Annotated in this window: 30 protein-coding genes; 24 read left to right on the top strand and 6 right to left on the bottom strand. The window is 46.6% G+C overall.

From position 1 onward, the window contains the following. The first annotated feature begins 91 nt into the window (after positions 1 to 91). The 17 genes from rplN to rplQ all read left to right on the top strand — a co-directional run bounded on the left by rplN (position 92) and on the right by rplQ (position 8,651). Entirely contained in the window at positions 92 to 463 is a 372-nt protein-coding gene (gene rplN, locus ACVA6Q_RS22300; protein ID WP_006075569.1) for a 50S ribosomal protein L14, read from the top strand. An 11-nt stretch (positions 464 to 474) separates the two neighbouring features. Further along, entirely contained in the window at positions 475 to 792 is a 318-nt protein-coding gene (rplX, locus tag ACVA6Q_RS22295) for a 50S ribosomal protein L24 (protein ID WP_042478676.1), read from the top strand. Between the two features lie 24 nt (positions 793 to 816). Beyond that, positions 817 to 1,356 carry a 50S ribosomal protein L5 gene (gene rplE / locus ACVA6Q_RS22290; protein WP_006075572.1) on the top strand — a complete coding sequence of 180 codons (540 nt, stop codon included), beginning with the start codon at positions 817 to 819 and terminating at the stop codon, positions 1,354 to 1,356. Between the two features lie 17 nt (positions 1,357 to 1,373). Further along, positions 1,374 to 1,679 carry a 30S ribosomal protein S14 gene (rpsN, locus tag ACVA6Q_RS22285; RefSeq protein WP_042502755.1) on the top strand — a complete coding sequence of 102 codons (306 nt, stop codon included), beginning with the start codon at positions 1,374 to 1,376 and terminating at the stop codon, positions 1,677 to 1,679. A gap of 29 nt (positions 1,680 to 1,708) precedes the next feature. Continuing rightward, positions 1,709 to 2,101 carry a 30S ribosomal protein S8 gene (rpsH, locus tag ACVA6Q_RS22280; RefSeq protein WP_042502757.1) on the top strand — a complete coding sequence of 131 codons (393 nt, stop codon included), beginning with the start codon at positions 1,709 to 1,711 and terminating at the stop codon, positions 2,099 to 2,101. A 12-nt stretch (positions 2,102 to 2,113) separates the two neighbouring features. Next, the gene (gene rplF / locus ACVA6Q_RS22275) at positions 2,114 to 2,647 is read left to right on the top strand and encodes a 50S ribosomal protein L6 (protein ID WP_042502759.1); all 534 of its coding nucleotides are present in this window, start codon (positions 2,114 to 2,116) and stop codon (positions 2,645 to 2,647) included. A 9-nt stretch (positions 2,648 to 2,656) separates the two neighbouring features. Then, the gene (rplR, locus tag ACVA6Q_RS22270; RefSeq protein ID WP_038228845.1) at positions 2,657 to 3,010 is read left to right on the top strand and encodes a 50S ribosomal protein L18; all 354 of its coding nucleotides are present in this window, start codon (positions 2,657 to 2,659) and stop codon (positions 3,008 to 3,010) included. A gap of 14 nt (positions 3,011 to 3,024) precedes the next feature. Continuing rightward, on the top strand, positions 3,025 to 3,525 hold the full coding sequence (rpsE, locus tag ACVA6Q_RS22265; protein WP_042478682.1) for a 30S ribosomal protein S5: 501 nt from the start codon (positions 3,025 to 3,027) through the stop codon (positions 3,523 to 3,525). 7 nt (positions 3,526 to 3,532) lie between these two features. After that, on the top strand, positions 3,533 to 3,709 hold the full coding sequence (rpmD, locus tag ACVA6Q_RS22260; RefSeq protein WP_053438826.1) for a 50S ribosomal protein L30: 177 nt from the start codon (positions 3,533 to 3,535) through the stop codon (positions 3,707 to 3,709). Positions 3,710 to 3,714: 5 nt separating this feature from the next. Further along, positions 3,715 to 4,149 (top strand): 50S ribosomal protein L15, encoded by a 435-nt coding sequence (gene rplO / locus ACVA6Q_RS22255; RefSeq protein WP_112460405.1) that lies wholly within the window; start codon positions 3,715 to 3,717, stop codon positions 4,147 to 4,149. 20 nt (positions 4,150 to 4,169) lie between these two features. Further along, positions 4,170 to 5,504: a preprotein translocase subunit SecY gene (gene secY / locus ACVA6Q_RS22250; protein ID WP_338163374.1), complete on the top strand. Its 1,335-nt coding sequence runs from the start codon at positions 4,170 to 4,172 to the stop codon at positions 5,502 to 5,504. A gap of 39 nt (positions 5,505 to 5,543) precedes the next feature. Then, positions 5,544 to 5,660, top strand: coding sequence for a 50S ribosomal protein L36 (gene rpmJ / locus ACVA6Q_RS22245; protein ID WP_042478686.1), 117 nt, complete (start codon positions 5,544 to 5,546; stop codon positions 5,658 to 5,660). Between the two features lie 148 nt (positions 5,661 to 5,808). Then, a complete protein-coding gene (gene rpsM / locus ACVA6Q_RS22240; protein ID WP_005450559.1) occupies positions 5,809 to 6,165 on the top strand; it encodes a 30S ribosomal protein S13 in 357 nt (118 codons plus the stop codon). A gap of 18 nt (positions 6,166 to 6,183) precedes the next feature. Continuing rightward, positions 6,184 to 6,573 carry a 30S ribosomal protein S11 gene (gene rpsK, locus ACVA6Q_RS22235; RefSeq protein ID WP_001118870.1) on the top strand — a complete coding sequence of 130 codons (390 nt, stop codon included), beginning with the start codon at positions 6,184 to 6,186 and terminating at the stop codon, positions 6,571 to 6,573. 27 nt (positions 6,574 to 6,600) lie between these two features. Continuing rightward, positions 6,601 to 7,221 carry a 30S ribosomal protein S4 gene (gene rpsD, locus ACVA6Q_RS22230; protein ID WP_042478689.1) on the top strand — a complete coding sequence of 207 codons (621 nt, stop codon included), beginning with the start codon at positions 6,601 to 6,603 and terminating at the stop codon, positions 7,219 to 7,221. 24 nt (positions 7,222 to 7,245) lie between these two features. Further along, positions 7,246 to 8,238: a DNA-directed RNA polymerase subunit alpha gene (locus ACVA6Q_RS22225; RefSeq protein ID WP_042478691.1), complete on the top strand. Its 993-nt coding sequence runs from the start codon at positions 7,246 to 7,248 to the stop codon at positions 8,236 to 8,238. Between the two features lie 26 nt (positions 8,239 to 8,264). Continuing rightward, entirely contained in the window at positions 8,265 to 8,651 is a 387-nt protein-coding gene (gene rplQ / locus ACVA6Q_RS22220; protein ID WP_031493230.1) for a 50S ribosomal protein L17, read from the top strand. 101 nt (positions 8,652 to 8,752) lie between these two features. Here rplQ and ACVA6Q_RS22215 read toward each other — a convergent pair whose 3' ends face one another. Beyond that, a complete protein-coding gene (locus ACVA6Q_RS22215; protein WP_446648963.1) occupies positions 8,753 to 9,220 on the bottom strand; it encodes a DUF2780 domain-containing protein in 468 nt (155 codons plus the stop codon). Between the two features lie 95 nt (positions 9,221 to 9,315). Further along, positions 9,316 to 9,939, bottom strand: a complete 624-nt coding sequence (locus tag ACVA6Q_RS22210) for an FKBP-type peptidyl-prolyl cis-trans isomerase (RefSeq protein ID WP_042502775.1) — start codon at positions 9,937 to 9,939, stop codon at positions 9,316 to 9,318. Positions 9,940 to 10,150: 211 nt separating this feature from the next. Here ACVA6Q_RS22210 and ACVA6Q_RS22205 point away from each other — a divergent pair, with 211 nt between their 5' ends. Further along, positions 10,151 to 10,747, top strand: a complete 597-nt coding sequence (locus ACVA6Q_RS22205; RefSeq protein ID WP_353498737.1) for a LysM-like peptidoglycan-binding domain-containing protein — start codon at positions 10,151 to 10,153, stop codon at positions 10,745 to 10,747. Positions 10,748 to 10,811: 64 nt separating this feature from the next. On the opposite strand, the gene ACVA6Q_RS22200 is transcribed toward ACVA6Q_RS22205, so the two are convergent. Together ACVA6Q_RS22200 and cpdB are read right to left on the bottom strand one after the other, a co-directional pair. Continuing rightward, on the bottom strand, positions 10,812 to 11,264 hold the full coding sequence (locus ACVA6Q_RS22200) for a GNAT family N-acetyltransferase (RefSeq protein WP_353497266.1): 453 nt from the start codon (positions 11,262 to 11,264) through the stop codon (positions 10,812 to 10,814). Positions 11,265 to 11,384: 120 nt separating this feature from the next. After that, positions 11,385 to 13,346, bottom strand: coding sequence for a 2',3'-cyclic-nucleotide 2'-phosphodiesterase (cpdB, locus tag ACVA6Q_RS22195; RefSeq protein ID WP_446648962.1), 1,962 nt, complete (start codon positions 13,344 to 13,346; stop codon positions 11,385 to 11,387). A gap of 319 nt (positions 13,347 to 13,665) precedes the next feature. Between cpdB and cobA the strand changes: the two genes are divergently transcribed. From cobA to cysC, 5 genes are all read left to right on the top strand, one after another. After that, positions 13,666 to 14,541 (top strand): uroporphyrinogen-III C-methyltransferase, encoded by an 876-nt coding sequence (gene cobA, locus ACVA6Q_RS22190; RefSeq protein WP_446648961.1) that lies wholly within the window; start codon positions 13,666 to 13,668, stop codon positions 14,539 to 14,541. Positions 14,542 to 14,625: 84 nt separating this feature from the next. After that, positions 14,626 to 15,534, top strand: a complete 909-nt coding sequence (gene cysD / locus ACVA6Q_RS22185) for a sulfate adenylyltransferase subunit CysD (protein WP_042502781.1) — start codon at positions 14,626 to 14,628, stop codon at positions 15,532 to 15,534. An 18-nt stretch (positions 15,535 to 15,552) separates the two neighbouring features. Continuing rightward, on the top strand, positions 15,553 to 16,965 hold the full coding sequence (gene cysN, locus ACVA6Q_RS22180) for a sulfate adenylyltransferase subunit CysN (RefSeq protein ID WP_446648960.1): 1,413 nt from the start codon (positions 15,553 to 15,555) through the stop codon (positions 16,963 to 16,965). An 87-nt stretch (positions 16,966 to 17,052) separates the two neighbouring features. Beyond that, on the top strand, positions 17,053 to 18,777 hold the full coding sequence (locus ACVA6Q_RS22175; protein ID WP_446648967.1) for an SLC13 family permease: 1,725 nt from the start codon (positions 17,053 to 17,055) through the stop codon (positions 18,775 to 18,777). 22 nt (positions 18,778 to 18,799) lie between these two features. Then, positions 18,800 to 19,432 carry an adenylyl-sulfate kinase gene (gene cysC / locus ACVA6Q_RS22170; protein WP_353497262.1) on the top strand — a complete coding sequence of 211 codons (633 nt, stop codon included), beginning with the start codon at positions 18,800 to 18,802 and terminating at the stop codon, positions 19,430 to 19,432. Positions 19,433 to 19,444: 12 nt separating this feature from the next. Here the strand turns inward: cysC and ACVA6Q_RS22165 are convergent, their stop codons facing one another. After that, positions 19,445 to 20,347 (bottom strand): TIGR03899 family protein, encoded by a 903-nt coding sequence (locus tag ACVA6Q_RS22165; RefSeq protein ID WP_353497261.1) that lies wholly within the window; start codon positions 20,345 to 20,347, stop codon positions 19,445 to 19,447. Positions 20,348 to 20,545: 198 nt separating this feature from the next. Here ACVA6Q_RS22165 and ACVA6Q_RS22160 point away from each other — a divergent pair, with 198 nt between their 5' ends. After that, on the top strand, positions 20,546 to 20,680 hold the full coding sequence (locus ACVA6Q_RS22160) for a hypothetical protein (RefSeq protein ID WP_353497260.1): 135 nt from the start codon (positions 20,546 to 20,548) through the stop codon (positions 20,678 to 20,680). Positions 20,681 to 20,723: 43 nt separating this feature from the next. Here the strand turns inward: ACVA6Q_RS22160 and ACVA6Q_RS22155 are convergent, their stop codons facing one another. Next, positions 20,724 to 21,185, bottom strand: a complete 462-nt coding sequence (locus tag ACVA6Q_RS22155; RefSeq protein ID WP_418642300.1) for a DUF3299 domain-containing protein — start codon at positions 21,183 to 21,185, stop codon at positions 20,724 to 20,726. Between the last annotated feature and the right edge of the window lie 53 nt (positions 21,186 to 21,238).

Below are 21,238 nucleotides of genomic sequence, written 5' to 3'. Positions count from 1 at the left end.
TCACAAAAAAGGGTGGTACAATTCGCGTCCCTTTAAAGAGGCAGCCCGACCCGAGAGGGTCTAGTTTTTAATATTTAGCGGAGCACTAACAATGATCCAAATGCAAAGTACACTTGACGCAGCAGATAACTCTGGCGCGCGCAAGGTAATGTGTATTAAGGTTCTGGGTGGCTCACACCGTCGTTACGCACACATCGGCGACATCATCAAAGTTACTGTGAAAGAAGCAATTCCTCGCGGTAAAGTAAAAAAAGGTGATGTTCTGAAGGCGGTAGTAGTTCGCACCCGTAAAGGCGTACGTCGTCCAGACGGTTCTGTCATTCGCTTCGACCGTAATGCTTGTGTATTGTTGAACGACACTACTGAGCAACCAGTCGGCACACGTATCTTTGGTCCAGTGACTCGTGAACTTCGTAATGCGAAATTCATGAAAATTGTTTCACTAGCACCTGAAGTACTGTAAGGAGCTACATAATGGCAGCTAAAATCCGTCGTAATGACGAAGTAATCGTTCTTGCTGGTAAAGATAAAGGCAAGAAAGGTAAAGTAACTAAGGTTCTAGCAACTGGTAAAGTTATCGTTGAAGGTATCAACCTTGTTAAGAAGCACCAAAAGCCTCAACCGGCTCTAGGTCAACAAGGTGGCATCGTTGAGCAAGAAGCAGCAATTGACGCTTCTAACGTTGCAATCTTTAACGCGGCTACTGGTAAAGCTGACCGCATCGGTTTCCGTATCGAAGATGGCAAGAAAGTTCGTTTCTTCAAGTCTAACGGCGAAACTGTTTCTAACTAATAGAAAGTAATTTGGAGTTCTACTATGGCGAAACTGCATGATTACTACAAGTCGTCTGTAGTTGCTGAATTGACCAAACAATTCAACTACTCAAGCGTCATGCAAGTCCCTAGGATTGAGAAAATCACCCTAAACATGGGCGTTGGTGAAGCAATCAACGATAAGAAACTGCTAGAAAACGCAGCAGCTGATATGGCAACGATCTCTGGTCAAAAGCCTCTTATCACTAAAGCGCGTAAATCTGTTGCAGGTTTCAAAATTCGTGAAGGCTACCCAATTGGTTGTAAAGTAACCTTGCGTGGCGAACGTATGTGGGAATTTTTAGAGCGTTTAATCTCTATCGCACTTCCACGTGTACGTGACTTCCGTGGCGTTAGCGCTAAGTCTTTTGACGGACGCGGTAACTACAGCATGGGCGTTCGCGAGCAAATCATCTTCCCGGAAATCGACTACGATAAAGTAGACCGTGTTCGTGGCCTAGACATCACTATTACGACGTCTGCTGCAAACGATGAGGAAGGCCGAGCTCTGCTGGCTGCCTTTAACTTCCCATTCCGTAAGTAAGGTGAAGGGTTACTGTTATGGCTAAACAATCAATGAAAGCGCGCGAAACTAAACGCGCGAAGCTAGTAGCTAAGTTTGCTGAAAAGCGCTCAGCTCTAAAAGCTATCATCAGCGATGTAAACGCATCTGAAGAAGATCGTTGGAACGCAGTACTTAAACTGCAAGCTCTTCCACGTGATTCAAGTGCTTCACGTCAGCGCAACCGTTGCAACCAAACTGGTCGTCCACACGGTTACCTACGTAAGTTCGGTCTAAGCCGTATCAAAGTTCGCGAAGCTTGCATGAAAGGCGAGATTCCTGGACTTCGTAAGGCTAGCTGGTAATTGCCACTTAATCATTTGGAGTAAATCTTATGAGCATGCAAGATCCGATTTCGGATATGCTGACCCGCGTTCGTAACGGTCAGGCAGCAAACAAAGTTGCTGTAAAAATGCCTTCTTCAAAGCTTAAAGTTGCAATCGCTGCACTACTGAAAGCTGAAGGTTACATCGTTGACTTCGCTGTTGAAGGCGAAGCAAAACCAGTGCTAGAAGTTACACTTAAGTACTTCCAAGCAAAACCAGTAATTGAGCAAATCAAACGTGTTTCACGTCCTGGTCTGCGTGTCTACAAAAATAAAGACTCGCTACCAACTGTGATGGGCGGTTTGGGTATTGCTGTTGTTTCCACTTCCAAGGGTCTGATGTCAGACCGCGCTGCACGTAAAGCAGGTCTTGGCGGTGAAATCATCTGTTACGTAGCTTAATAGGAGTAGATTATGTCTCGTGTTGCTAAAGCACCTGTCGCTATTCCAGCTGGCGTAGAGGTGAAACTAAACGGCCAAGAAGTTACTGTTAAAGGCGCTAAAGGTGAACTTACTCGCGTTCTAAACAACGCAGTAGTTATCGCTCAAGAAGAGAGCAACCTTACATTCGGTCCTCGCGACGGTGTTGCTAACGCATGGGCACAAGCAGGTACTGCTCGTGCACTAGTTAACAACATGGTTGTTGGTGTTACTGAAGGCTTTACTAAGAAGCTAACTCTTAAAGGTGTTGGTTACCGTGCTGCTATCAAAGGCAACGCTGTAGGCCTAACACTTGGCTTCTCTCACCCAGTTGAGCACGAGTTGCCAGCGGGTATTAAAGCTGAGTGTCCTAGCCAAACTGAGATCATCATTACTGGTTGTGATAAGCAACTAGTTGGTCAAGTTGCAGCTGACATTCGTTCTTACCGTGAGCCTGAGCCTTATAAAGGTAAAGGTGTTCGTTACGCAGATGAAAATGTGCGTACTAAAGAAGCTAAGAAGAAGTAAGGTAACACTATGGATAAGAAAGCATCTCGCATCCGTCGTGCTACACGTGCACGTCGTAAGATTGCAGAACTGGGTGCAACTCGCCTAGTAGTACACCGTACTCCTCGTCACGTTTACGCTCAAGTAATCGCAGCGAACGGCTCTGAAGTTATCGCAGCCGCTTCAACTGTTGAAAAAGCGATTCGTGAAGAAGTTAAGAGTACTGGTAACATCGATGCAGCTAAAGCAGTTGGTAAAGCTGTTGCTGAGCGCGCTCTTGAAAAAGGCGTATCTGCTGTTGCATTCGATCGTTCTGGTTTCCAATACCACGGTCGAGTAGCGGCGCTAGCAGAATCTGCTCGCGAAGCTGGTCTGAAATTCTAAGGTAGGGTTGGAAGATGGCTAAAGAACAACAACAAGCTAGTGATTTGCAAGAAAAGCTAATCGCCGTTAACCGTGTTTCTAAGACGGTTAAAGGTGGTCGAATCATGAGCTTCACTGCACTAACAGTAGTTGGTGACGGTAACGGTCGCGTAGGTTTCGGTTACGGCAAAGCTCGTGAAGTACCTGCTGCGATTCAAAAAGCAATGGAAAAAGCACGTCGTAACATGACTACGATCGCGCTTAACGAAGGCACTCTTCACCACCCGGTGAAAGGTCGCCACTCTGGCTCTAAAGTTTACATGCAGCCAGCAGCAGAAGGTACGGGTGTTATCGCAGGTGGTGCGATGCGTGCAGTACTAGAAGTTGCAGGTGTACACAACGTACTATCTAAAGCATACGGTTCTACGAACCCTATCAACATCGTTCGTGCTACGATCGATGCTCTAGGTAGCATGAAGTCACCAGAAATGGTTGCTGCTAAACGTGGTCTAACTGTTGAATCTATTTCGGAGTAAGAACACCATGGCAACTATCAAAGTAACTCAAACTAAGAGCTCAATTGGTCGCCTACCTAAGCACAAAGCGTGTCTTAAAGGTCTTGGCCTTCGTAAAATCAACCACACAGTAGAACTTGAAGATACACCGTGCATTCGCGGTATGATCAACAAGGTTTACTACATGGTTAAAGTTGAGGAGTAATCAGAATGCGTTTGAATACTCTATCACCGGCTGCGGGTTCTAAGCCTTCTAAGAAGCGCGTAGGCCGTGGTATCGGTTCTGGCCTAGGTAAAACTGGTGGCCGTGGTCACAAAGGTCAAAAATCACGTTCTGGCGGCAGTGTTCGTCCAGGTTTTGAAGGCGGTCAAATGCCTTTGAAACAGCGTCTACCAAAATTCGGTTTCACTTCTCGTAAGAGCCTAGTGTCTGCTGAAGTTCGTCTAGCTGAGCTAGCGAAAGTAACTGGTGACGTTGTAGATCTAAACAGCCTTAAAGCAGCTAACGTTATCACTAAGAACATCGAATTTGTTAAAGTTGTTCTTTCAGGTGAAATCGACAAAGCTGTGACTGTTAAAGGTCTACGCGTGACTAAAGGCGCTAAAGCTGCAATCGAAGCTGCAGGCGGTAAAATCGAGGAATAATCTCGAGGGATGAGGTACAGATGGCTAAGAAACCAGGACAAGATTTTAGTAGTGCAAAGAATGGCTTAAACGAACTTAAGTCTAGACTTTTATTCGTGATAGGCGCACTTTTAGTGTTCCGTGCCGGCTCTTTTGTGCCGATCCCTGGTATTGACGCAGCTGTACTTGCCGATTTGTTCGAACAGCAAAAAGGTACCATCGTAGAAATGTTTAACATGTTCTCCGGTGGTGCATTAGAGCGTGCATCTATTTTAGCACTGGGCATCATGCCGTATATTTCGGCGTCGATTGTTGTCCAGTTGCTAACGGTAGTTCATCCAGCGTTAGCCGAACTCAAGAAAGAGGGTGAGGCAGGGCGTCGTAAGATTAGCCAATATACGCGTTATGGTACGCTTGTACTTGCAACATTCCAGGCAATAGGTATCGCAACTGGCCTTCCAAACATGGTCAATAATCTGGTTGTTATCAACCAAACCATGTTTACGCTAATTGCAACCGTAAGTTTAGTAACTGGTACCATGTTCCTAATGTGGTTAGGTGAACAAATTACAGAGCGTGGAATTGGTAATGGTATTTCCATTCTAATTTTTGCAGGTATTGTTGCTGGATTGCCTTCTGCAATCGGTCAAACAATCGAGCAAGCGCGTCAAGGTGAACTGCACGTACTTCTTCTGTTGTTGATTGCTGTACTCGCTTTCGCAGTGATTTACTTTGTTGTGTTTATGGAACGTGGTCAACGTCGTATCGTCGTTAACTACGCTAAACGTCAACAAGGCCGTAAGGTTTTCGCTGCACAAAGCACACACCTACCGTTGAAAATCAACATGGCAGGTGTTATTCCAGCAATCTTTGCTTCAAGCATTATCCTGTTCCCAGGAACACTGGCTCAGTGGTTTGGTCAGAATGGTGAGAGCAGCGCGTTCGGTTGGTTAACTGACGTGTCATTGGCTCTTAGCCCAGGTCAACCGCTGTATGTAATGCTTTATGCAGCAGCGATTATTTTCTTCTGTTTCTTCTACACGGCTCTTGTTTTCAATCCGCGTGAAACAGCAGATAACTTGAAGAAGTCAGGTGCATTCGTACCCGGCATCCGCCCAGGTGAGCAGACAGCGAAATACATTGATAAAGTAATGACTAGACTTACCCTTGCAGGTGCTCTATATATTACCTTTATCTGTCTGATTCCCGAGTTCATGATGGTCGCGTGGAACGTACGTTTCTACTTCGGCGGTACTTCACTACTTATCGTAGTGGTAGTTATTATGGACTTTATGGCACAGGTACAGACTCATCTGATGTCACAACAGTATGATTCTGTGTTGAAGAAAGCAAATCTGAAAGGCGTTGGCCGTTAATTCGGCGATTGTCTCAGATTTCATCTACGGAGTTTAGCAATGAAAGTTCGTGCTTCCGTTAAAAAAATCTGCCGTAACTGTAAAGTTATCAAGCGCAACGGTGTTGTGCGTGTTATCTGTAGCAGTGAGCCAAAGCACAAACAGCGCCAAGGCTAATTAAGCAGAAATTTTTACTTGAAATATAAGGTATGGTCGAGTATATTCCTCGGCCTACCTTTTGCGTGCAAAAGAAGTAGCACTCCGCAGCGTATCCATAACGGGCTTTGCTGCGGCTATTCTTTTTAAGAAACACTAGGAGTGAATAATGGCCCGTATAGCAGGCATTAACATTCCTGATCAAAAACACGCTGTAATCGCACTAACTGCGATCTACGGCATCGGTAAAACTCGCTCTCAAGCTATTCTAGCTGAAGTGGGTATTGCTGAAGATGTTAAGATCAGTGAACTAACTGAAGAGCAGATCGATCAACTGCGTGATGGTGTAGCTAAATACACTGTAGAAGGTGATCTACGTCGTGAAGTATCAATGAACATCAAGCGTCTTATGGACCTTGGCTGTTACCGTGGTCTTCGTCATCGTCGCAGTCTACCACTACGTGGACAGCGTACTAAAACCAACGCTCGCACCCGTAAGGGTCCGCGTAAGCCGATCAAGAAATAATCGGGAAGGTAGAGTACAATGGCTAAACAACCAACTCGCGCTCGTAAGCGCGTACGCAAGCAAGTTGCAGATGGCGTTGCGCACATCCATGCTTCTTTCAATAACACAATCGTAACCATTACTGACCGTCAAGGTAACGCTCTTGCATGGGCAACTGCAGGTGGTTCAGGTTTCCGTGGTTCTCGTAAGTCTACTCCGTTCGCTGCACAGGTTGCTGCTGAGCGTTGTGCTGAAATGGCTAAAGAATACGGTCTAAAGAACTTGGAAGTTATGGTTAAGGGTCCAGGTCCAGGTCGCGAATCTACGGTTCGTGCACTGAACGCTGCTGGTTTCCGCATCACGAACATCGTTGACGCGACACCAATCCCTCATAACGGTTGTCGTCCACCTAAGAAACGTCGCGTATAACGTTTCTAGGATAATTGGAGAAGAATCATGGCAAGATATTTGGGTCCTAAGCTGAAGCTTAGCCGTCGCGAAGGTACAGACTTATTCCTTAAGTCAGGCGTACGCGCGATCGATACCAAGTGTAAAATCGATAACGCACCAGGTGTACACGGCGCTCGTCGCGGTCGTCTATCTGAATATGGCGTTCAGCTTCGTGAGAAGCAAAAAGTTCGTCGTATCTACGGCGTTCTAGAAAAACAATTCCGTAACTACTACAAAGAAGCAGCTCGCCTTAAAGGCAACACTGGTGAAAACCTACTTCAGCTTCTTGAAGGTCGTCTAGATAACGTAGTTTACCGCATGGGCTTTGGCGCAACTCGCGCAGAAGCACGTCAGCTAGTTAGCCACAAAGCTATCCTAGTTAACGGTAATGTTGTAAACGTTCCTTCATTCAAAATTACGGCTAACGACGTTGTTTCTATCCGCGAGAAAGCTAAACAGCAAGCTCGTATTAAAGCGGCTCTAGAAGTTGCTGAACAACGCGAAAAACCAACTTGGATTGAAGTAGATGCTGGCAAGATGGAAGGTACATTCAAGCGTATGCCTGAGCGTTCAGATCTATCTGCTGACATTAACGAACACTTGATCGTCGAGCTTTACTCTAAGTAAGGTTTAAACTAAAGAGAGGACACAATGCAGGGTTCTGTAACAGAATTTCTTAAGCCACGTCTTGTTGACATCGAACAAGTTAGCACGACACACGCAAAAGTAACTCTTGAGCCATTAGAGCGTGGCTTTGGTCACACTCTAGGTAATGCGCTTCGCCGTATTTTGCTTTCGTCAATGCCAGGTTGTGCAGTGACTGAAGTTGAAATCGAAGGCGTTCTGCACGAGTACAGCACTAAAGAAGGTGTACAAGAAGATATCCTTGAGATTCTTCTTAACCTGAAAGGTCTAGCTGTTCGCGTTGCTGAGGGCAAAGACGAAGTGTTTATTACGCTTAACAAGTCAGGCTCAGGCCCTGTTGTTGCAGGTGACATCACCCATGATGGTGATGTAGAGATCGCTAACCCAGAACACGTTATTTGTCACCTAACGGATGACAATGCTGAGATTTCTATGCGAATCAAAGTAGAACGTGGTCGTGGTTATGTTCCAGCTTCAGCTCGTATCCATACTGAAGAAGATGAGCGTCCAATCGGTCGTTTGCTAGTTGACGCGACTTACAGCCCAGTAGACAAAATTGCCTACGCTGTAGAAGCGGCACGTGTTGAGCAACGTACTGACCTAGACAAGCTCGTTATCGATATGGAAACGAACGGTACTCTTGAACCAGAGGAAGCAATCCGTCGCGCAGCTACTATCCTAGCTGAGCAATTGGATGCATTCGTAGATCTTCGTGATGTACGTGTTCCTGAGGAGAAGGAAGAGAAGCCGGAGTTCGATCCTATTCTACTGCGTCCTGTAGACGATCTTGAACTAACAGTTCGCTCTGCTAACTGTCTAAAAGCAGAAGCGATTCACTACATCGGTGATCTTGTACAGCGTACTGAGGTTGAGCTACTTAAAACGCCAAACCTTGGTAAAAAATCTCTTACTGAGATTAAAGACGTACTTGCATCACGTGGTCTGTCTCTGGGTATGCGCCTAGAAAACTGGCCACCAGCGTCTATCGCTGAAGATTAATCGATACTAGTTAGAAGGATTAGGTCATGCGCCATCGTAAGAGTGGTCGTCAACTCAACCGCAACAGCAGCCATCGCAAAGCGATGTTCAGCAATATGGCTAGCTCTCTTGTACGTCATGAAGTAATCAAGACTACATTGCCTAAAGCAAAAGAGCTACGTCGCGTAGTTGAGCCTTTGATTACACTAGCTAAGACTGACAGTGTTGCTAACCGTCGTCTAGCATTTGCACGTACTCGTGATAACGAAGTAGTTGCGAAACTATTCAACGAACTAGGTCCACGTTTTGCTGCTCGTCAGGGCGGTTACACTCGTATCCTAAAAGCTGGCTTCCGTGCTGGCGATAAAGCTCCAATGGCTTACATTGAGCTAGTTGATCGCCCAGAAGCATCTGAAGAAGCTGCTGCTGAGTAATCAGTAAAGTTCGTAGAACTAAAAAAGCCGAGCATTTATGCTCGGCTTTTTGCTATCTGCGATCTTAGTCATCGATCGTAAATAGAAGTACCCATCCCCTATCACTGCCAAAGTGATGTCAGCGAATCCATCAACCCTGAACTTGCCCCTTGTGAGCCCAGATACTCCAATACCACAGGCGCGAACTGTGAAATCATTGCAGGGTCTAGACCCACTGATGAGAAAGCACTTTTTACACTGTCCATATCTTGTATTGAAGATAGAAGACCGGAGCTAGTTAACGCGTCCATTCCAGGAATCAGTGAGCTTAGCTCATTTTGCTGATCTGAACCTAGTGAACTCTGCGCAAGAGAGAGAAGCGCGCCTACGCCAGTTGTCGCTTGTTCAGGGGAAACAGAAAGTTTGTCGACTAAGTCATTCACGACTGGCGAGTCTTTTGCGTTCATCATCGAGTTTGCACTAGAAAGTAAACTGTTTGCATCGTCAGCGGATACGCCAGAGAGATTAAGTGCAGCGTGAGTTGGTGCTGAAATTAGTAGTGCCGTAGAAAGGGTTAGAAGAGTTCTCATGATATCGTCCATTTTATTGTCTATCCCATTAAGGTTAGACAATAAAAAAGCAGTGACGAGTCACTGCTTTTAAAAATAGAGTATCAGAGCTGAGATTAAGCGATGATGTCTAGTAGCTCAACTTCGAATACTAGTGCTGCAAACGGAGGAATCGCTGCACCTGCGCCGCGCTCACCGTATGCTAGGTCTTGAGGAATGTACAGTTTCCACTTAGAACCTACAGGCATCAGTTGAAGAGCTTCAACCCAGCCTTTGATTACGCCAGTTACTGGGAACTCAGCTGGTTGACCGCGAGATACAGAGCTGTCGAATACAGTACCGTCTGTTAGCTCACCGTGGTAGTGAACACGTACAGTTTTGTCTGCAGATGGGATTTCGCCAGTACCTTCAGTGATGACTTCGTATTGAAGACCAGACTCAAGAACCGTTACTTCTGAACGAAGTGCGTTATCTTTTAGGAATGCTTCGCCGTCAGCTGCAGCTGCTTTTGCTGCTTCTTGACGTAGTGCTTCTGCGCGAGTGTGTAGCTCTTGCAGTGCGTTGTTGATCTCGTCAATTTCGATCTCTGGCATGTCACCAGTTAGTGCAGTTGCAATACCTTTAGCGATTGCATCTACGTTTAGACCTTCTAGGCCGCTACCTGCTAGTTGTTGGCCCATTTGTAGACCAATACCATAGCTTGCTTTCTGTTCTACAGTTTCTAATTTCACGTCAGACATGACGGTCTCTCTTGCTATTCGAATGAAGACGAAAGCATACCAGTTCTGACTTTAAACCGAAACGCTCTAACCAACTTTTACTAATTAATTCGTTTTGGTTGTTAAACTTGTGACATTAGGCGGTTATAAATTAGCAGACCTGCGATTTTTCTATACTCTGAACGCAGGTTTTCTTAAACTGAGACGGTTGTGTAGTAGGAGACCAATGGGAATGAATCGTCGTCACCGTAAAAAGCAGAAAGTTGACCACGTTCAAGTGCTGAAAGATAAATGGCAAGCGCTGGATTTATCGCGTCTAAAGCAAATCGACTTGTCTCGACTGTCTGCGATACGTGATAAGGCTAAGGCGCTATGGCATCGTTTGCCGCGTCTACACAGAAGGGTTTTGAGCGTTCTCATTCCTGTTGTTATTGTATTGATGCTTCTGCCTGGTCAAAAGGCCGAGGCGCCTCAAGTAACACCTACCAATCAACGAGTCGCGGTCAGCGTCAATACCGCGCCATTGAGTGAGCAGTCGTCGCAGGTTAACGTGGAAGAGCCAGTTGAAACGGATTGGCGTGAGTACACGGTGAAAAAGGGTGACACGCTCGCGCGCGTATTCCGCACTAACCAATTGCCGATGGCAGACTTGAATGCGCTGGCACGCATTGAAGGCAGTGACAAACCACTAAGCCGAATAAAGCAAGGTCAGCTAATTCGATTCAAGTTCAATGAAGAAGGTAGTTTAGATATCTTACAGATTGAGCGTGGAGACCAGTCTATCATGTTCTTCCGTTTGTCTGATGGCGGATTTGGTCGCAGTAAATAAATAGAGACAAGAAGGGGCGCGCAAGCCCCTTTTTTAGTCCAAGTCTTTGTTGTTTAAGTGACCGTTATTTGAGAAGCCTCATGTCAATATGAGGGATATCGTCTTCTAGGTATTCATCTGAGCAGGCACTAAAGCCATGTTTTGAGTAGTAGCCTTGTAAGTGAGATTGCGCACCGATTTGGATGCTCTCATTGGGCCACAGACGCTCACACTCGAGTTTTGCTTGCAGCATTAAGTCATGACCCAAACCGCCCCCTCTATGCGTCTGCTTTGTCGCGACACGGCCAATACTCACTTGATCGTAGGTGGTCCCTTTCGGTAGCAGTCGCGCACAGGCGACGAGTTCACTCCCTTGGTAGCCTAGTAGATGGTGTACGCCTTCAACTTGGTCTTTGTTATCCAGTTCTGGATAAGGGCAGGTTTGTTCAACCACAAAGACGTCGACGCGCAGTTTGATCAACTCATATAGCTCAGTCGTGTTGAGTTCAGTGAACGTTTTTGTCTTCCAGATAATCATGATGTACTTCTCTTTATTGCTATCAACGGCTAATCATTCTTAGACTAAACCGAGGCCAATAAAAAAGCCACGCATTACACGTGGCTAGATTCACTAAGGCAATACTAAATTTAGATCACCTTATTTCTGCAAGTCGATCTGGTAAACGGCGAAGCCAACATCGTCAGTCGCTACCTTTTTCATTGGGTATTGACCTTTGTCGCTGATAAATTGCGCCGCTTTCTCTGATGGAGAGGTTTCAAAACGCACGTCCAGCTTAGCGCTTGTACTAATTGGAGCAAATGACCAGTTGTTGTCCGCACTTGGCGTGACTTCGCCTTTCTCTTTACTTACTTTTGAAATGTAGTTAGCAACGATAGAGCGGTTTTCATCTGGAGAATCAAACGCGATAAACTCGCTACCTGTACCAGGGAACTTGTTGCTGTATGCACGGTAGTTGTTGGTCGCAATGATAAAGGTTTGCTTCATGTCGATTGGTTTACCGTTATAAGTCAGGCCAACGATACGCTCGCTGCCTTCATCCAGTAGTTTACAGTTGCCGTCATAACGGGCTGGTTTAGTGACATCGATTTGATACTCAACACCATCCATCACATCAAAGTTGTAGGTGCGGAAACCGTCCCAATCGATCAATGATTGTGGCTTGTTAGAGTTCGCATCGATTTGTTTAAACTGACCCGCAGAACACTCCAACCATTCCTTCACTTCTTTACCCGATACTTTCAATGCTACGAGCGTATTTGGGTATAGGTATAGGTCGGCTGCGTTACGGAATGTAAGTTGACCCGATTCTACTTCGGTAAAGTTAGCAGGATCGTTCTTGCGGCCGCCGGCTTTAAATGGCGCAGCGGCTGATAGCACTGGTAGGCCATCAAGATCAGGATCGCCTTCGATCATGGTTTCAACATAATCTTTTTGCGCAAGGTTAACGATCTGTACCGTAGGATCATCTTGAACCAGCGCTAAGAAGCTGTACATCACGTCATTCGCTTTACCAATCGGTTGGTTAACGAAATCACGTGTCGCACTGTGGTCGCCTTTAACCGCGTTGACAATACCTTGATCTGCTTCAGCAATTGGCTTTTTGTTAGCTGCATCGAAGATTGGACGAGCTTCTGTTTGTGCGTCAGCTACTTTCCAGCTGTCACCGTCTTGCTCAAGCACAAGATCCATGACACCAACGTGGCTACCCCAGCGTCCTGGCATCACGGCTGCAACACCATTGATGGTGCCTTTTTTATTATCGACGCCTTGGATATTGTCAAAACCTTTGCCAGGGAAGACCGCATGAGAGTGACCAAACGCAATCGCATCGATGCCTTCTACTTCAGAAAGGTAGTACGTCGAGTTCTCTGCGCCCGCTTTATACGGATCGCTTGAAACACCTGAGTGCGGGATTGCAACGATAATGTCCGCACCTTCTTTCTTCATCTGTGGCACAAGCTTTTCAGCTGAAGCTTTGATGTCTTCAGCAAACACTTTGCCTTCGAGGTTTTTCTTATCCCAAACCATGATTTGTGGTGGTACAAAGCCGATATAACCTACTTTAACTTCATGTGCATTGCCATCGATGTCTTTGAACGTATGAGTTTTGATCAGGTACGGCTTGAAGTAGTGGTCACCGGTTTTTTTGTCAAATACGTTAGCGCTGATGTAAGGGAAGTTAGCGCCTTCCAATGAGGTTTTAAGGAACTCAAGGCCGTAGTTAAACTCGTGGTTACCAATGTTACCTACATCGTAATCAAGCTGGTTCATCGCTTTATAAACAGGGTGGATTTCACCTGGCTTGATACCTTTCGATGCCATGTAGTCACCCATCGGGCTACCTTGAAGTAGGTCACCGTTGTCCACCAATACGCTGTTCGTTACCTCACCTCGAGCTTCTTTCACCAAAGTAGCAGCACGAGCCAAGCCGATTTTCTGGGACGGCTTATCCTTGTAGTAGTCATAATCCATGACATTGGTGTGAATGTCCGTCGTTTCGATAATTCTTAACTTGATCTCGTCAGCCATTGCTGGGCCTGCCATTGCTAGCATACCGCCTAGCACAGCGATAGAAATGGGGTTCACTGCCACTTTCATCTTCATATCCTTCTAATTCGAGGGTGATTCAAAAACGCGTTAAGTGTATCAATTTGTGATGTAATAAATGTTTCTATGACTATAAAAGTGTGATCTGTATTTGTTACTTGCTGGGGTTATGATACCGATCTCTCACCTTTATCAGTAAGACTACAACTGATAGAGGTTCAATGCGGCGAGTTAGCTCGAAATCTGTACATATTTTCAGGCTAAATAGCTTCTTTAGTGGCTTTTGGAATAAAAAATGAAATTTTAGAATTTCCAGTAATATAGGCGAGTGGTCATAATGCCATCATTCGATATGCGAAGGATTGCCATTATGAACCCAACTTTTACTAACCAGCCGGGCAAGGGAACCACACCCACTTTGGTTAGCAGCCACGATAAGCCTAGGCTGGCTAAATCACAGCTCAATAAAGGCGAGGTGGCTTTAATCGGAGCCGGTCCTGGTGATCCTGAACTACTGACCATAAAAGCATTAAACCTGCTGCAACAAGCTGACGTTGTCCTCTATGACTATCTTGTTTCTGAAGAAATTATGGCGCTGGTACCAGATAGTACTATTTTAGTTTGTGTGGGTAAAAGAGCCGGTCATCACAGCGTTCCTCAAGAAAAAACCAATCAACTGTTGGTCGAGTTTGCCCAGAGCGGTCATAAAGTCGTTCGTATTAAAGGTGGCGATCCGTTCGTATTTGGTCGTGGTGGTGAAGAGCTGCAAGTTCTTGCTACAGCCGGCATTCGATTCCAAGTCGTACCGGGCATTACCGCAGCCGCTGGTGCGACTGCTTATGCGGGTATCCCTCTGACTCATCGAGACTACGCGCAATCGGCGTTGTTTGTTACTGGGCACCTAAAACCGGATAGCGATGACATGGATTGGTCCACGTTGGCGCGTGGCAATCAGACTCTCGTTATCTATATGGGGCTAATGAAATCTGACTATATCCAGTCGCAACTTATTGAACATGGCCGTAGCTCTAGCGTACCTGTTGCGATTATTGAGCGCGGGACACAGGTAACCCAAAAGGTCTTACGTGGCACTTTGGCGACTCTACCGGAGATGGCCAAAGATGCGCAGTCGCCATCACTGATTGTTGTCGGCGAAGTGGTCTCGTTGGCCGATGAACTCTCTTGGTTTGGTGAAGATAGTGTGCAGCCAAGCCAAATCGAAACACTACAAAGTATTAGAGCTTAATCCCTAAGAGGATAGCTCACTCATATTCTAAATCAGTCGTGTGTTGGCCAAGTCACGTCAACATGAACAAAGGAAGCACAACTCATGGACCAAGAAAGACTCACACACCTTAAACAGTTGGAAGCGGAAAGTATTCACATCATCCGCGAAGTCGCGGCGGAATTTGATAATCCCGTCATGATGTACTCGATCGGTAAAGACTCGTCGGTGATGCTGCATTTAGCGCGTAAGGCATTTTACCCAGGTAAGATCCCATTCCCATTACTGCACGTTGATACCGATTGGAAGTTCAAAGAGATGATTGAATTTCGCGACCGTACAGCAAAGAACTACGGATTCGAGCTTTTGGTGCACAAGAACCCAGAAGGTCTAGCCATGGGCTGTAGCCCGTTTGTGCATGGCTCATCTAAGCATACCGATATTATGAAAACGCAAGGTCTGAAACAGGCGCTCAACAAGTACGGTTTTGATGCAGCATTCGGTGGTGCACGCCGTGATGAAGAGAAATCTCGTGCCAAAGAGCGTGTTTACTCATTCCGCGACAAGAACCATACGTGGGATCCGAAGAACCAGCGTCCAGAGTTGTGGAAAACCTACAACGGCCAAATCAACAAAGGTGAGAGCATCCGTGTGTTCCCACTCTCTAACTGGACTGAGCTCGATATCTGGCAATACATCTTGCTAGAAGGCATTGAAATCGTGCCTCTGTATCTTGCAGCACCGCGTCCAGTGGTAGAGCGCGATGGCATGTTGATCATGGTGGATGATGACCGCATGGAGATCGGTCCGGATGAAACGGTTGAACACAAGAGTGTGCGCTTTAGAACGCTCGGTTGTTACCCATTGACTGGTGCTATCGAGTCGGAAGCGACCACGCTCACAGGGATTATTGAAGAGATGCTTGTCGCAACGTCCAGTGAGAGACAAGGACGAGCGATCGACCACGATCAGTCAGGATCGATGGAGCTTAAGAAACGTCAAGGATACTTTTAAGGATCGAAGGAACAGATTATGAACAGCGCAGTAGAAGCACAACTTGCCGAGCTCGGTATTGAAGGTTACCTGAGTCAGCACCAGTACAAATCGTTACTTCGATTCCTAACCTGTGGCTCAGTTGATGATGGTAAAAGTACCTTAATTGGTCGCTTGCTCCACGACTCGAAACAAATTTATGAAGATCAACTGGCGGCCGTTCACTCAGACAGCCAACGTGTTGGTACGACCGGTGAAAAGCCAGACTTAGCCTTGCTTGTCGATGGCTTGCAGGCAGAGCGTGAACAAGGGATCACGATTGATGTGGCATACCGCTACTTCTCGACCCAAAAACGTAAATTCATTATTGCTGATACTCCAGGACATGAGCAGTACACGCGAAACATGGCAACAGGCGCATCGACGTGTGATCTTGCGGTGATCTTGATTGATGCACGTAAAGGCGTGCTCGATCAAACTCGTCGTCACTCGTTTATCTCCAGTCTACTTGGTTTAAAGCACTTTATTGTTGCGGTGAACAAGATGGATTTGGTCGATTACTCCCAGCAGCGCTATGAAGAGATCCGCGATGAGTATCTGACTTTCTCTGAAAATCTAGGCAAAGACATCGACATTCAGATGATCCCGATCTCTGCCCTAGAGGGTGATAATGTCGTGGATCTGAGTGACAAGATGGGCTGGTATCAAGGTGAGTCTTTGCTTGATCTACTTGAGAAAGTAGACATCGACCAAGGCAAACAGCAAGGCGAGTTCCGCTTCCCAGTTCAGTACGTTAACCGACCAAACCTCGATTTCCGCGGTTTTTCCGGCACCATTGGCTCCGGTGAAATCCGCGTTGGCGATGAAATTAAAGCATTGCCGTCCGGTAAGACTTCTAAAGTTGAGCGTATTGTGACCTTCGATGGTGATTTGCCAAGCGCATTTGCTGGTCAAGCGGTGACGTTAACGCTGACCGACGAAATTGATATCAGCCGTGGTGACTTGATTGTTAAGCAAGACGCACGTGTTGCGTCATCAAATCGTCTACTGGCGGATATGGTATGGATGACGGATGAACCACTAGCAGCAGGTCGCAGCTACGACATCAAGATTGCGGGTAAGCAAACGCAGGGTCAGTTAGATGCGATTCGCCATCAGTACGACATCAACTCGCTGAAATCGTTTAAGGCAGACTCATTGCCGTTAAACGGCATTGGTTTGTGTGAGTGGTCACTGACGGAGGCTGTAGCCATTGATAGCTACGATTCGGTTCAAGATACCGGTGGTTTTATTGTTATTGATCGCCTCACTAACGTGACAGTGGGTGCCGGCCTAGTTCGTGAAGCTTTGGCGGAAGAGCAGCGTTCACCGCAAGAGCGTATGGGTGCCTTTGAGAAAGAGCTTAAAGCTCTGATCATGAAGCACTTCCCTGAGTGGGACGCAAAAATATAATCGCCGCAATACAACCGTAACCATGGGCTTTAACTATCGCTAGAGCCCATAATAACAACGCAGTGACTTTACTTAAGGAATAGGATGATGTGGGAACAAGGAGTGGTGCTAGCTTTACTGATGTCCATCATCACTTGCTTGATAGCAACCCAGATCAAACCGAGCCTTATTTTTGCAGGCGCTGCGTTTTTGGCGTTTATTGCTGGCATGATAGATATCAATGCGGTTGCGAGCAATTTCACCAACTCATCACTGCTGACACTTGTGTTGCTGATTTTATCCTCAGCAGCGCTAGAGAAAACACGCTTAATTAGCTGGGTTAGCCGCTCTATTGCGACTGGGCGTTTAGGGGCAGTTGTCGCTAAACTGGGTATCTCGACCGCACTGCTTTCCTCGTTCACTAACAACACGGCGGTGGTTGTCTCGTTAATTGGTGCTATCAAGCGCAATCAACGCCACGCACCATCCAAGTTACTTATCCCGCTATCTTATGCCGCCATTCTCGGTGGCACACTGACGCTGATTGGTACCTCAACCAACCTCATTATCAATAGCTTTGTTGAGGATGTAGGCTTACCGAGTTTAGGTTTTTTCGAGCCAACTTGGATTGGTTTGAGTGTATTGCTCGGTGGCGTGCTGGTGCTCATACCGCTTAGCTATTTCTTACCGAACTACGATGACACTAACCAAGATGATCTACCGTATTTCTTAGAAGCACGAGTGGAACCTGGTTCACCATTGGTGGGACGTAGTATCGCCGAAAATAACCTTAGAGCACTGCGAAAGCTGTTCCTTGCCGAAGTGGTTCGAGATGGCCAAACATTGGCATCGGTTGGTCCTGACTTTGTATTAGAAGCCAAAGACCGTTTGCTGTTTTGCGGTGATGTGGAAAGTGTCGCGACGCTACAAGAAATTACCGGCTTAACTTTTTTTGGCCAGCATCATCTTAATGGGCAGAATCTACTGGAAGTGGTGGTGAGTTCGTCGGCGACGTTCTGTAATAACACCCTCAAGTCGAGTCAGTTTCGAGATCGCTTTGATGCGGTGGTCGTGGCGATTCGTCGCGGTCATGAACGCTTGGAAGGTGGACTAGGTAACATCACACTGCAAGCGGGTGATACGTTAGTACTCGCTCCGGGTAAACGCTTTGAGGCACTTCGTCGTCAGCATCGCAAAGAGTTCGTACTGGTCAACGATTTAGATTCCAGTGCCAAGCTTGATCTAGCGAAGTCTAGCTATGTTCTGTTTGGCTTTGTTGCGGTCATAGCGTTAGCACTTACTAACGTGCTGCCTATCATCAAAGGGCTTGCACTGTATCTGATAGCGGTATTGGCGTTTGGTATCGTTAATTTAGGAGAGCTGCGTCGCCGCTTCCCAACTGATATTGTGGTGATTGTCGGCTCAGCACTTTCCATTGCTCAACTGATGATTTCAACCGGCCTTTCTGAGCGTATGGGTGACATGTTCATCGAGATGTTCAATGGCTGGGGAGTATTTGGCGCGTTAGTGGCCACTTACTTAGTAACACTTTTACTGACCGAGTTGATTACTAACAATGCCGCCGCGGCACTGGCTTTTCCGATTGGCTACAGCATGTCGGTCGCCTATGGCGTCGATCCTATGCCGTTTATCATGGCAGTGCTGTTCGGGGCGAGCGCAAGCTTTGTGTCTCCTTACGGCTATCAAACCAACCTATTGGTGTATAGCGTGGGTAATTATCAGCTTAAAGATTACATGCGGATTGGCATTCCCATCTCCATCGTTTACTCGGTGTTGGTGCTCACTCTTATCCCTTACTTTTTTCCTTTTTAACGGCGTTACCTAAGGACGAGTTATGTCGAATACTGTACAAGCCTCTGACACTATCGAAAAAGATGAAAACGTGATTTGGCATCAACATGTAGTGACCAAGTCAGAGCGTGCTGAATTGAAAAAACAGCAGCCTGTAGTGCTGTGGTTTACTGGCTTATCGGGGGCAGGCAAATCCACCGTTGCTGGGGCGCTCGAAACAGAACTAGCAACTCGTGGCTACCATACCTATTTGTTAGACGGTGATAACGTCAGACACGGTCTTTGCCGCGATCTAGGTTTCTCGGAGCAAGACCGACGTGAGAATATTCGCCGTGTTGGTGAGCTGGCTAAGTTAATGGCGGACGCTGGCCTGATTGTCCTCTCTGCATTTATCTCTCCACATCGAGAAGAGCGAGCTTTGGTTCGCGAGTTGCTACCGGACGGCGAGTTTATGGAAGTGTTTGTCGATGCGAGCTTAGCGGTGTGCGAATCACGCGATCCAAAAGGACTGTACAAGAAAGCGCGTGCTGGCGAGATCCCTAACTTTACCGGTATCGACTCTGAGTACGAAGCGCCGCTTAACCCTGAGATCCATCTTAAAGCCGGCGACTATGCCGTCGCCGAGCTGGTGGAGCAATGTTTCGCGATACTCAAGGCTAAGCAAGTCATCAGCTAATCAATAGGGCTGCTATACCGTATGATGAAAAGAGGTTGGCAGCTCACCTTTGACCACAAATTTTCGATTCAGCAGCGCCACCAATTGCTCCTGATATTGAGCGTTGCTGCGATGACCAAGCAATTGACATAGCTCATTGCCGGTCGGCGTAAAGCGGTAGTAGGTCAACGTGATGCCTTTGGTTTTCGCTGCGAGCGTCATTTCTTGGCCTTGATAGGTTAGCTTTAAGGGCGCATCTTTACTGATCTCTCCTGATTCAAGCTCTGTTGCCAGCAATACACCTAACTCGACCAACAGCAGAATGCTAGAATATGGCAATTGATACTCGCCTAAACTCAATTCATCCACACTCTCGCGACGAGAAAAGCTGAATAACCCTGTTTGATGTTTAATGCCCAGCAGCAACTTACGACTGCTATCTGTCCCAAAGCTGCAAGCCAATGAAGAGGCTCTTTGTAGAGTTTGCGCTTCTTTAGGGGTCATGTCCCTAAGCGTTTTAAGTGCCTTCATCGAAGTGGCACCGGGATTGGTGATTTCGCGTTTTAGCACTTGAGCCCAAAGCTTTTGCATCGACGAGTTGTGGATCTCTTTCGCCATATCAAAATAGCGTACTAACCAGTCAAAATCAGGTTCTCCCGCCACTTCGTTCTTGCACGCTGCCATTGCTGCTTTGATGATCTGCTCCAGGTTCTTCTGGCGCTGCTCTTTGCCTTGTTTTTCACGCAGCATGGCTCGTTCAAATAATGATTGGCTTGGCGTTTCCTCACGGATAAGGGCATCGAGGTAATGAGATTCGGCAATCGCACGTAAACGACTGGCGCTGTCTTTCATGTGATGGGCTTTCTTTTGCCCAGAGTCACTGGACGAGGTGGATTCTACTTTAGCAGGCTTGCTCTCAACGGGATGATGACTCATTACTCAGACTCAATATGAAGCGAAAACGAAGCAATAATGTGCAATAAGCCTTCAATTTAGCGGGAATTTCGTGCAAAAACCAGCGTAATTTATGTGAGCTGATGTCCGAAAATGACGGATGTGAGAAGCGGTTGTAAAAACTCTAGGATAAATGCTAAAATTTTGTTAAGTTTATGCTTCATAATAGAGGAGGGCGTTATGAGGCACTCAAGAGACAATCACTCGTTAGAGAGTCATACGCCACAGAGCAAAATGAAAAAGCAGGTCTCGGTTGTCTTGCTGCTGTGTGTCTATATTGGCGTGCTGGGCTATCTTTCTACATTAATAGGCTAACAGCCTAGCACGCGGTTTCGTATGTAACTGCAACGTGGCTCAATTACCACTCGGTTTCGTCATATCCATCATCGTAGTCTTCAATCTCATAACCATCGATTAAGTAGCCAGTTTGCGCTAGCTCTGAGTCGATGGTTTCTGTTTTTAGCGTACCTACTACATAGATTACATCCCATAGACGGTGTACAGGTGCGCCTTCTTTGAACTTCACGTAGATGATTTGGTTTGGCGGCGGTGGTGGAACGTGGATACAGGCACCGAAGTAGGGTACCAATAGAAATTCCGTTACCGCATTTTCATCTCCCTCGAGTGGGATCACGAAACCAGGGATTTTTACCTTACTGCCATTGAGCTCTTGGCGCACGGTACCGACTTTCGATTGTTCCATCACACCACCTGAGTGGTCGACTGAAGGCATCCCCATCGCATCAAACTGATTGCGCTCTTTCTCTGGGATGAGATCAATCCAATCGAGTGTTAATACATCTGAGTCAGTTTCAGCCATCGCCAGTGGCGCAGCCAGCACGCTCAGGGATAGCAATAAGCCACAAAGTAGCG

Source organism: Vibrio sp. DNB22_10_4, assembly GCF_052879755.1.
Note: the sequence above shows the minus strand (reverse complement) of the source record. Positions and strands in the feature narration are given on the sequence as shown.

What these genes read in the sequence shown, in the direction of transcription:
- rplN (WP_006075569.1), top strand. Translation starts at nt 92, where the DNA reads ATGATCCAAATGCAAAGTACACTTGACGCAGCAGATAACTCTGGCGCG.
- rplX (WP_042478676.1), top strand. Translation starts at nt 475, where the DNA reads ATGGCAGCTAAAATCCGTCGTAATGACGAAGTAATCGTTCTTGCTGGT.
- rplE (WP_006075572.1), top strand. Translation starts at nt 817, where the DNA reads ATGGCGAAACTGCATGATTACTACAAGTCGTCTGTAGTTGCTGAATTG.
- rpsN (WP_042502755.1), top strand. Translation starts at nt 1,374, where the DNA reads ATGGCTAAACAATCAATGAAAGCGCGCGAAACTAAACGCGCGAAGCTA.
- rpsH (WP_042502757.1), top strand. Translation starts at nt 1,709, where the DNA reads ATGAGCATGCAAGATCCGATTTCGGATATGCTGACCCGCGTTCGTAAC.
- rplF (WP_042502759.1), top strand. Translation starts at nt 2,114, where the DNA reads ATGTCTCGTGTTGCTAAAGCACCTGTCGCTATTCCAGCTGGCGTAGAG.
- rplR (WP_038228845.1), top strand. Translation starts at nt 2,657, where the DNA reads ATGGATAAGAAAGCATCTCGCATCCGTCGTGCTACACGTGCACGTCGT.
- rpsE (WP_042478682.1), top strand. Translation starts at nt 3,025, where the DNA reads ATGGCTAAAGAACAACAACAAGCTAGTGATTTGCAAGAAAAGCTAATC.
- rpmD (WP_053438826.1), top strand. Translation starts at nt 3,533, where the DNA reads ATGGCAACTATCAAAGTAACTCAAACTAAGAGCTCAATTGGTCGCCTA.
- rplO (WP_112460405.1), top strand. Translation starts at nt 3,715, where the DNA reads ATGCGTTTGAATACTCTATCACCGGCTGCGGGTTCTAAGCCTTCTAAG.
- secY (WP_338163374.1), top strand. Translation starts at nt 4,170, where the DNA reads ATGGCTAAGAAACCAGGACAAGATTTTAGTAGTGCAAAGAATGGCTTA.
- rpmJ (WP_042478686.1), top strand. Translation starts at nt 5,544, where the DNA reads ATGAAAGTTCGTGCTTCCGTTAAAAAAATCTGCCGTAACTGTAAAGTT.
- rpsM (WP_005450559.1), top strand. Translation starts at nt 5,809, where the DNA reads ATGGCCCGTATAGCAGGCATTAACATTCCTGATCAAAAACACGCTGTA.
- rpsK (WP_001118870.1), top strand. Translation starts at nt 6,184, where the DNA reads ATGGCTAAACAACCAACTCGCGCTCGTAAGCGCGTACGCAAGCAAGTT.
- rpsD (WP_042478689.1), top strand. Translation starts at nt 6,601, where the DNA reads ATGGCAAGATATTTGGGTCCTAAGCTGAAGCTTAGCCGTCGCGAAGGT.
- ACVA6Q_RS22225 (WP_042478691.1), top strand. Translation starts at nt 7,246, where the DNA reads ATGCAGGGTTCTGTAACAGAATTTCTTAAGCCACGTCTTGTTGACATC.
- rplQ (WP_031493230.1), top strand. Translation starts at nt 8,265, where the DNA reads ATGCGCCATCGTAAGAGTGGTCGTCAACTCAACCGCAACAGCAGCCAT.
- ACVA6Q_RS22215 (WP_446648963.1), bottom strand. Translation starts at nt 9,220, where the DNA reads ATGAGAACTCTTCTAACCCTTTCTACGGCACTACTAATTTCAGCACCA.
- ACVA6Q_RS22210 (WP_042502775.1), bottom strand. Translation starts at nt 9,939, where the DNA reads ATGTCTGACGTGAAATTAGAAACTGTAGAACAGAAAGCAAGCTATGGT.
- ACVA6Q_RS22205 (WP_353498737.1), top strand. Translation starts at nt 10,151, where the DNA reads ATGAATCGTCGTCACCGTAAAAAGCAGAAAGTTGACCACGTTCAAGTG.
- ACVA6Q_RS22200 (WP_353497266.1), bottom strand. Translation starts at nt 11,264, where the DNA reads ATGATTATCTGGAAGACAAAAACGTTCACTGAACTCAACACGACTGAG.
- cpdB (WP_446648962.1), bottom strand. Translation starts at nt 13,346, where the DNA reads ATGAAAGTGGCAGTGAACCCCATTTCTATCGCTGTGCTAGGCGGTATG.
- cobA (WP_446648961.1), top strand. Translation starts at nt 13,666, where the DNA reads ATGAACCCAACTTTTACTAACCAGCCGGGCAAGGGAACCACACCCACT.
- cysD (WP_042502781.1), top strand. Translation starts at nt 14,626, where the DNA reads ATGGACCAAGAAAGACTCACACACCTTAAACAGTTGGAAGCGGAAAGT.
- cysN (WP_446648960.1), top strand. Translation starts at nt 15,553, where the DNA reads ATGAACAGCGCAGTAGAAGCACAACTTGCCGAGCTCGGTATTGAAGGT.
- ACVA6Q_RS22175 (WP_446648967.1), top strand. Translation starts at nt 17,053, where the DNA reads ATGTGGGAACAAGGAGTGGTGCTAGCTTTACTGATGTCCATCATCACT.
- cysC (WP_353497262.1), top strand. Translation starts at nt 18,800, where the DNA reads ATGTCGAATACTGTACAAGCCTCTGACACTATCGAAAAAGATGAAAAC.
- ACVA6Q_RS22165 (WP_353497261.1), bottom strand. Translation starts at nt 20,347, where the DNA reads ATGAGTCATCATCCCGTTGAGAGCAAGCCTGCTAAAGTAGAATCCACC.
- ACVA6Q_RS22160 (WP_353497260.1), top strand. Translation starts at nt 20,546, where the DNA reads ATGAGGCACTCAAGAGACAATCACTCGTTAGAGAGTCATACGCCACAG.
- ACVA6Q_RS22155 (WP_418642300.1), bottom strand. Translation starts at nt 21,185, where the DNA reads ATGGCTGAAACTGACTCAGATGTATTAACACTCGATTGGATTGATCTC.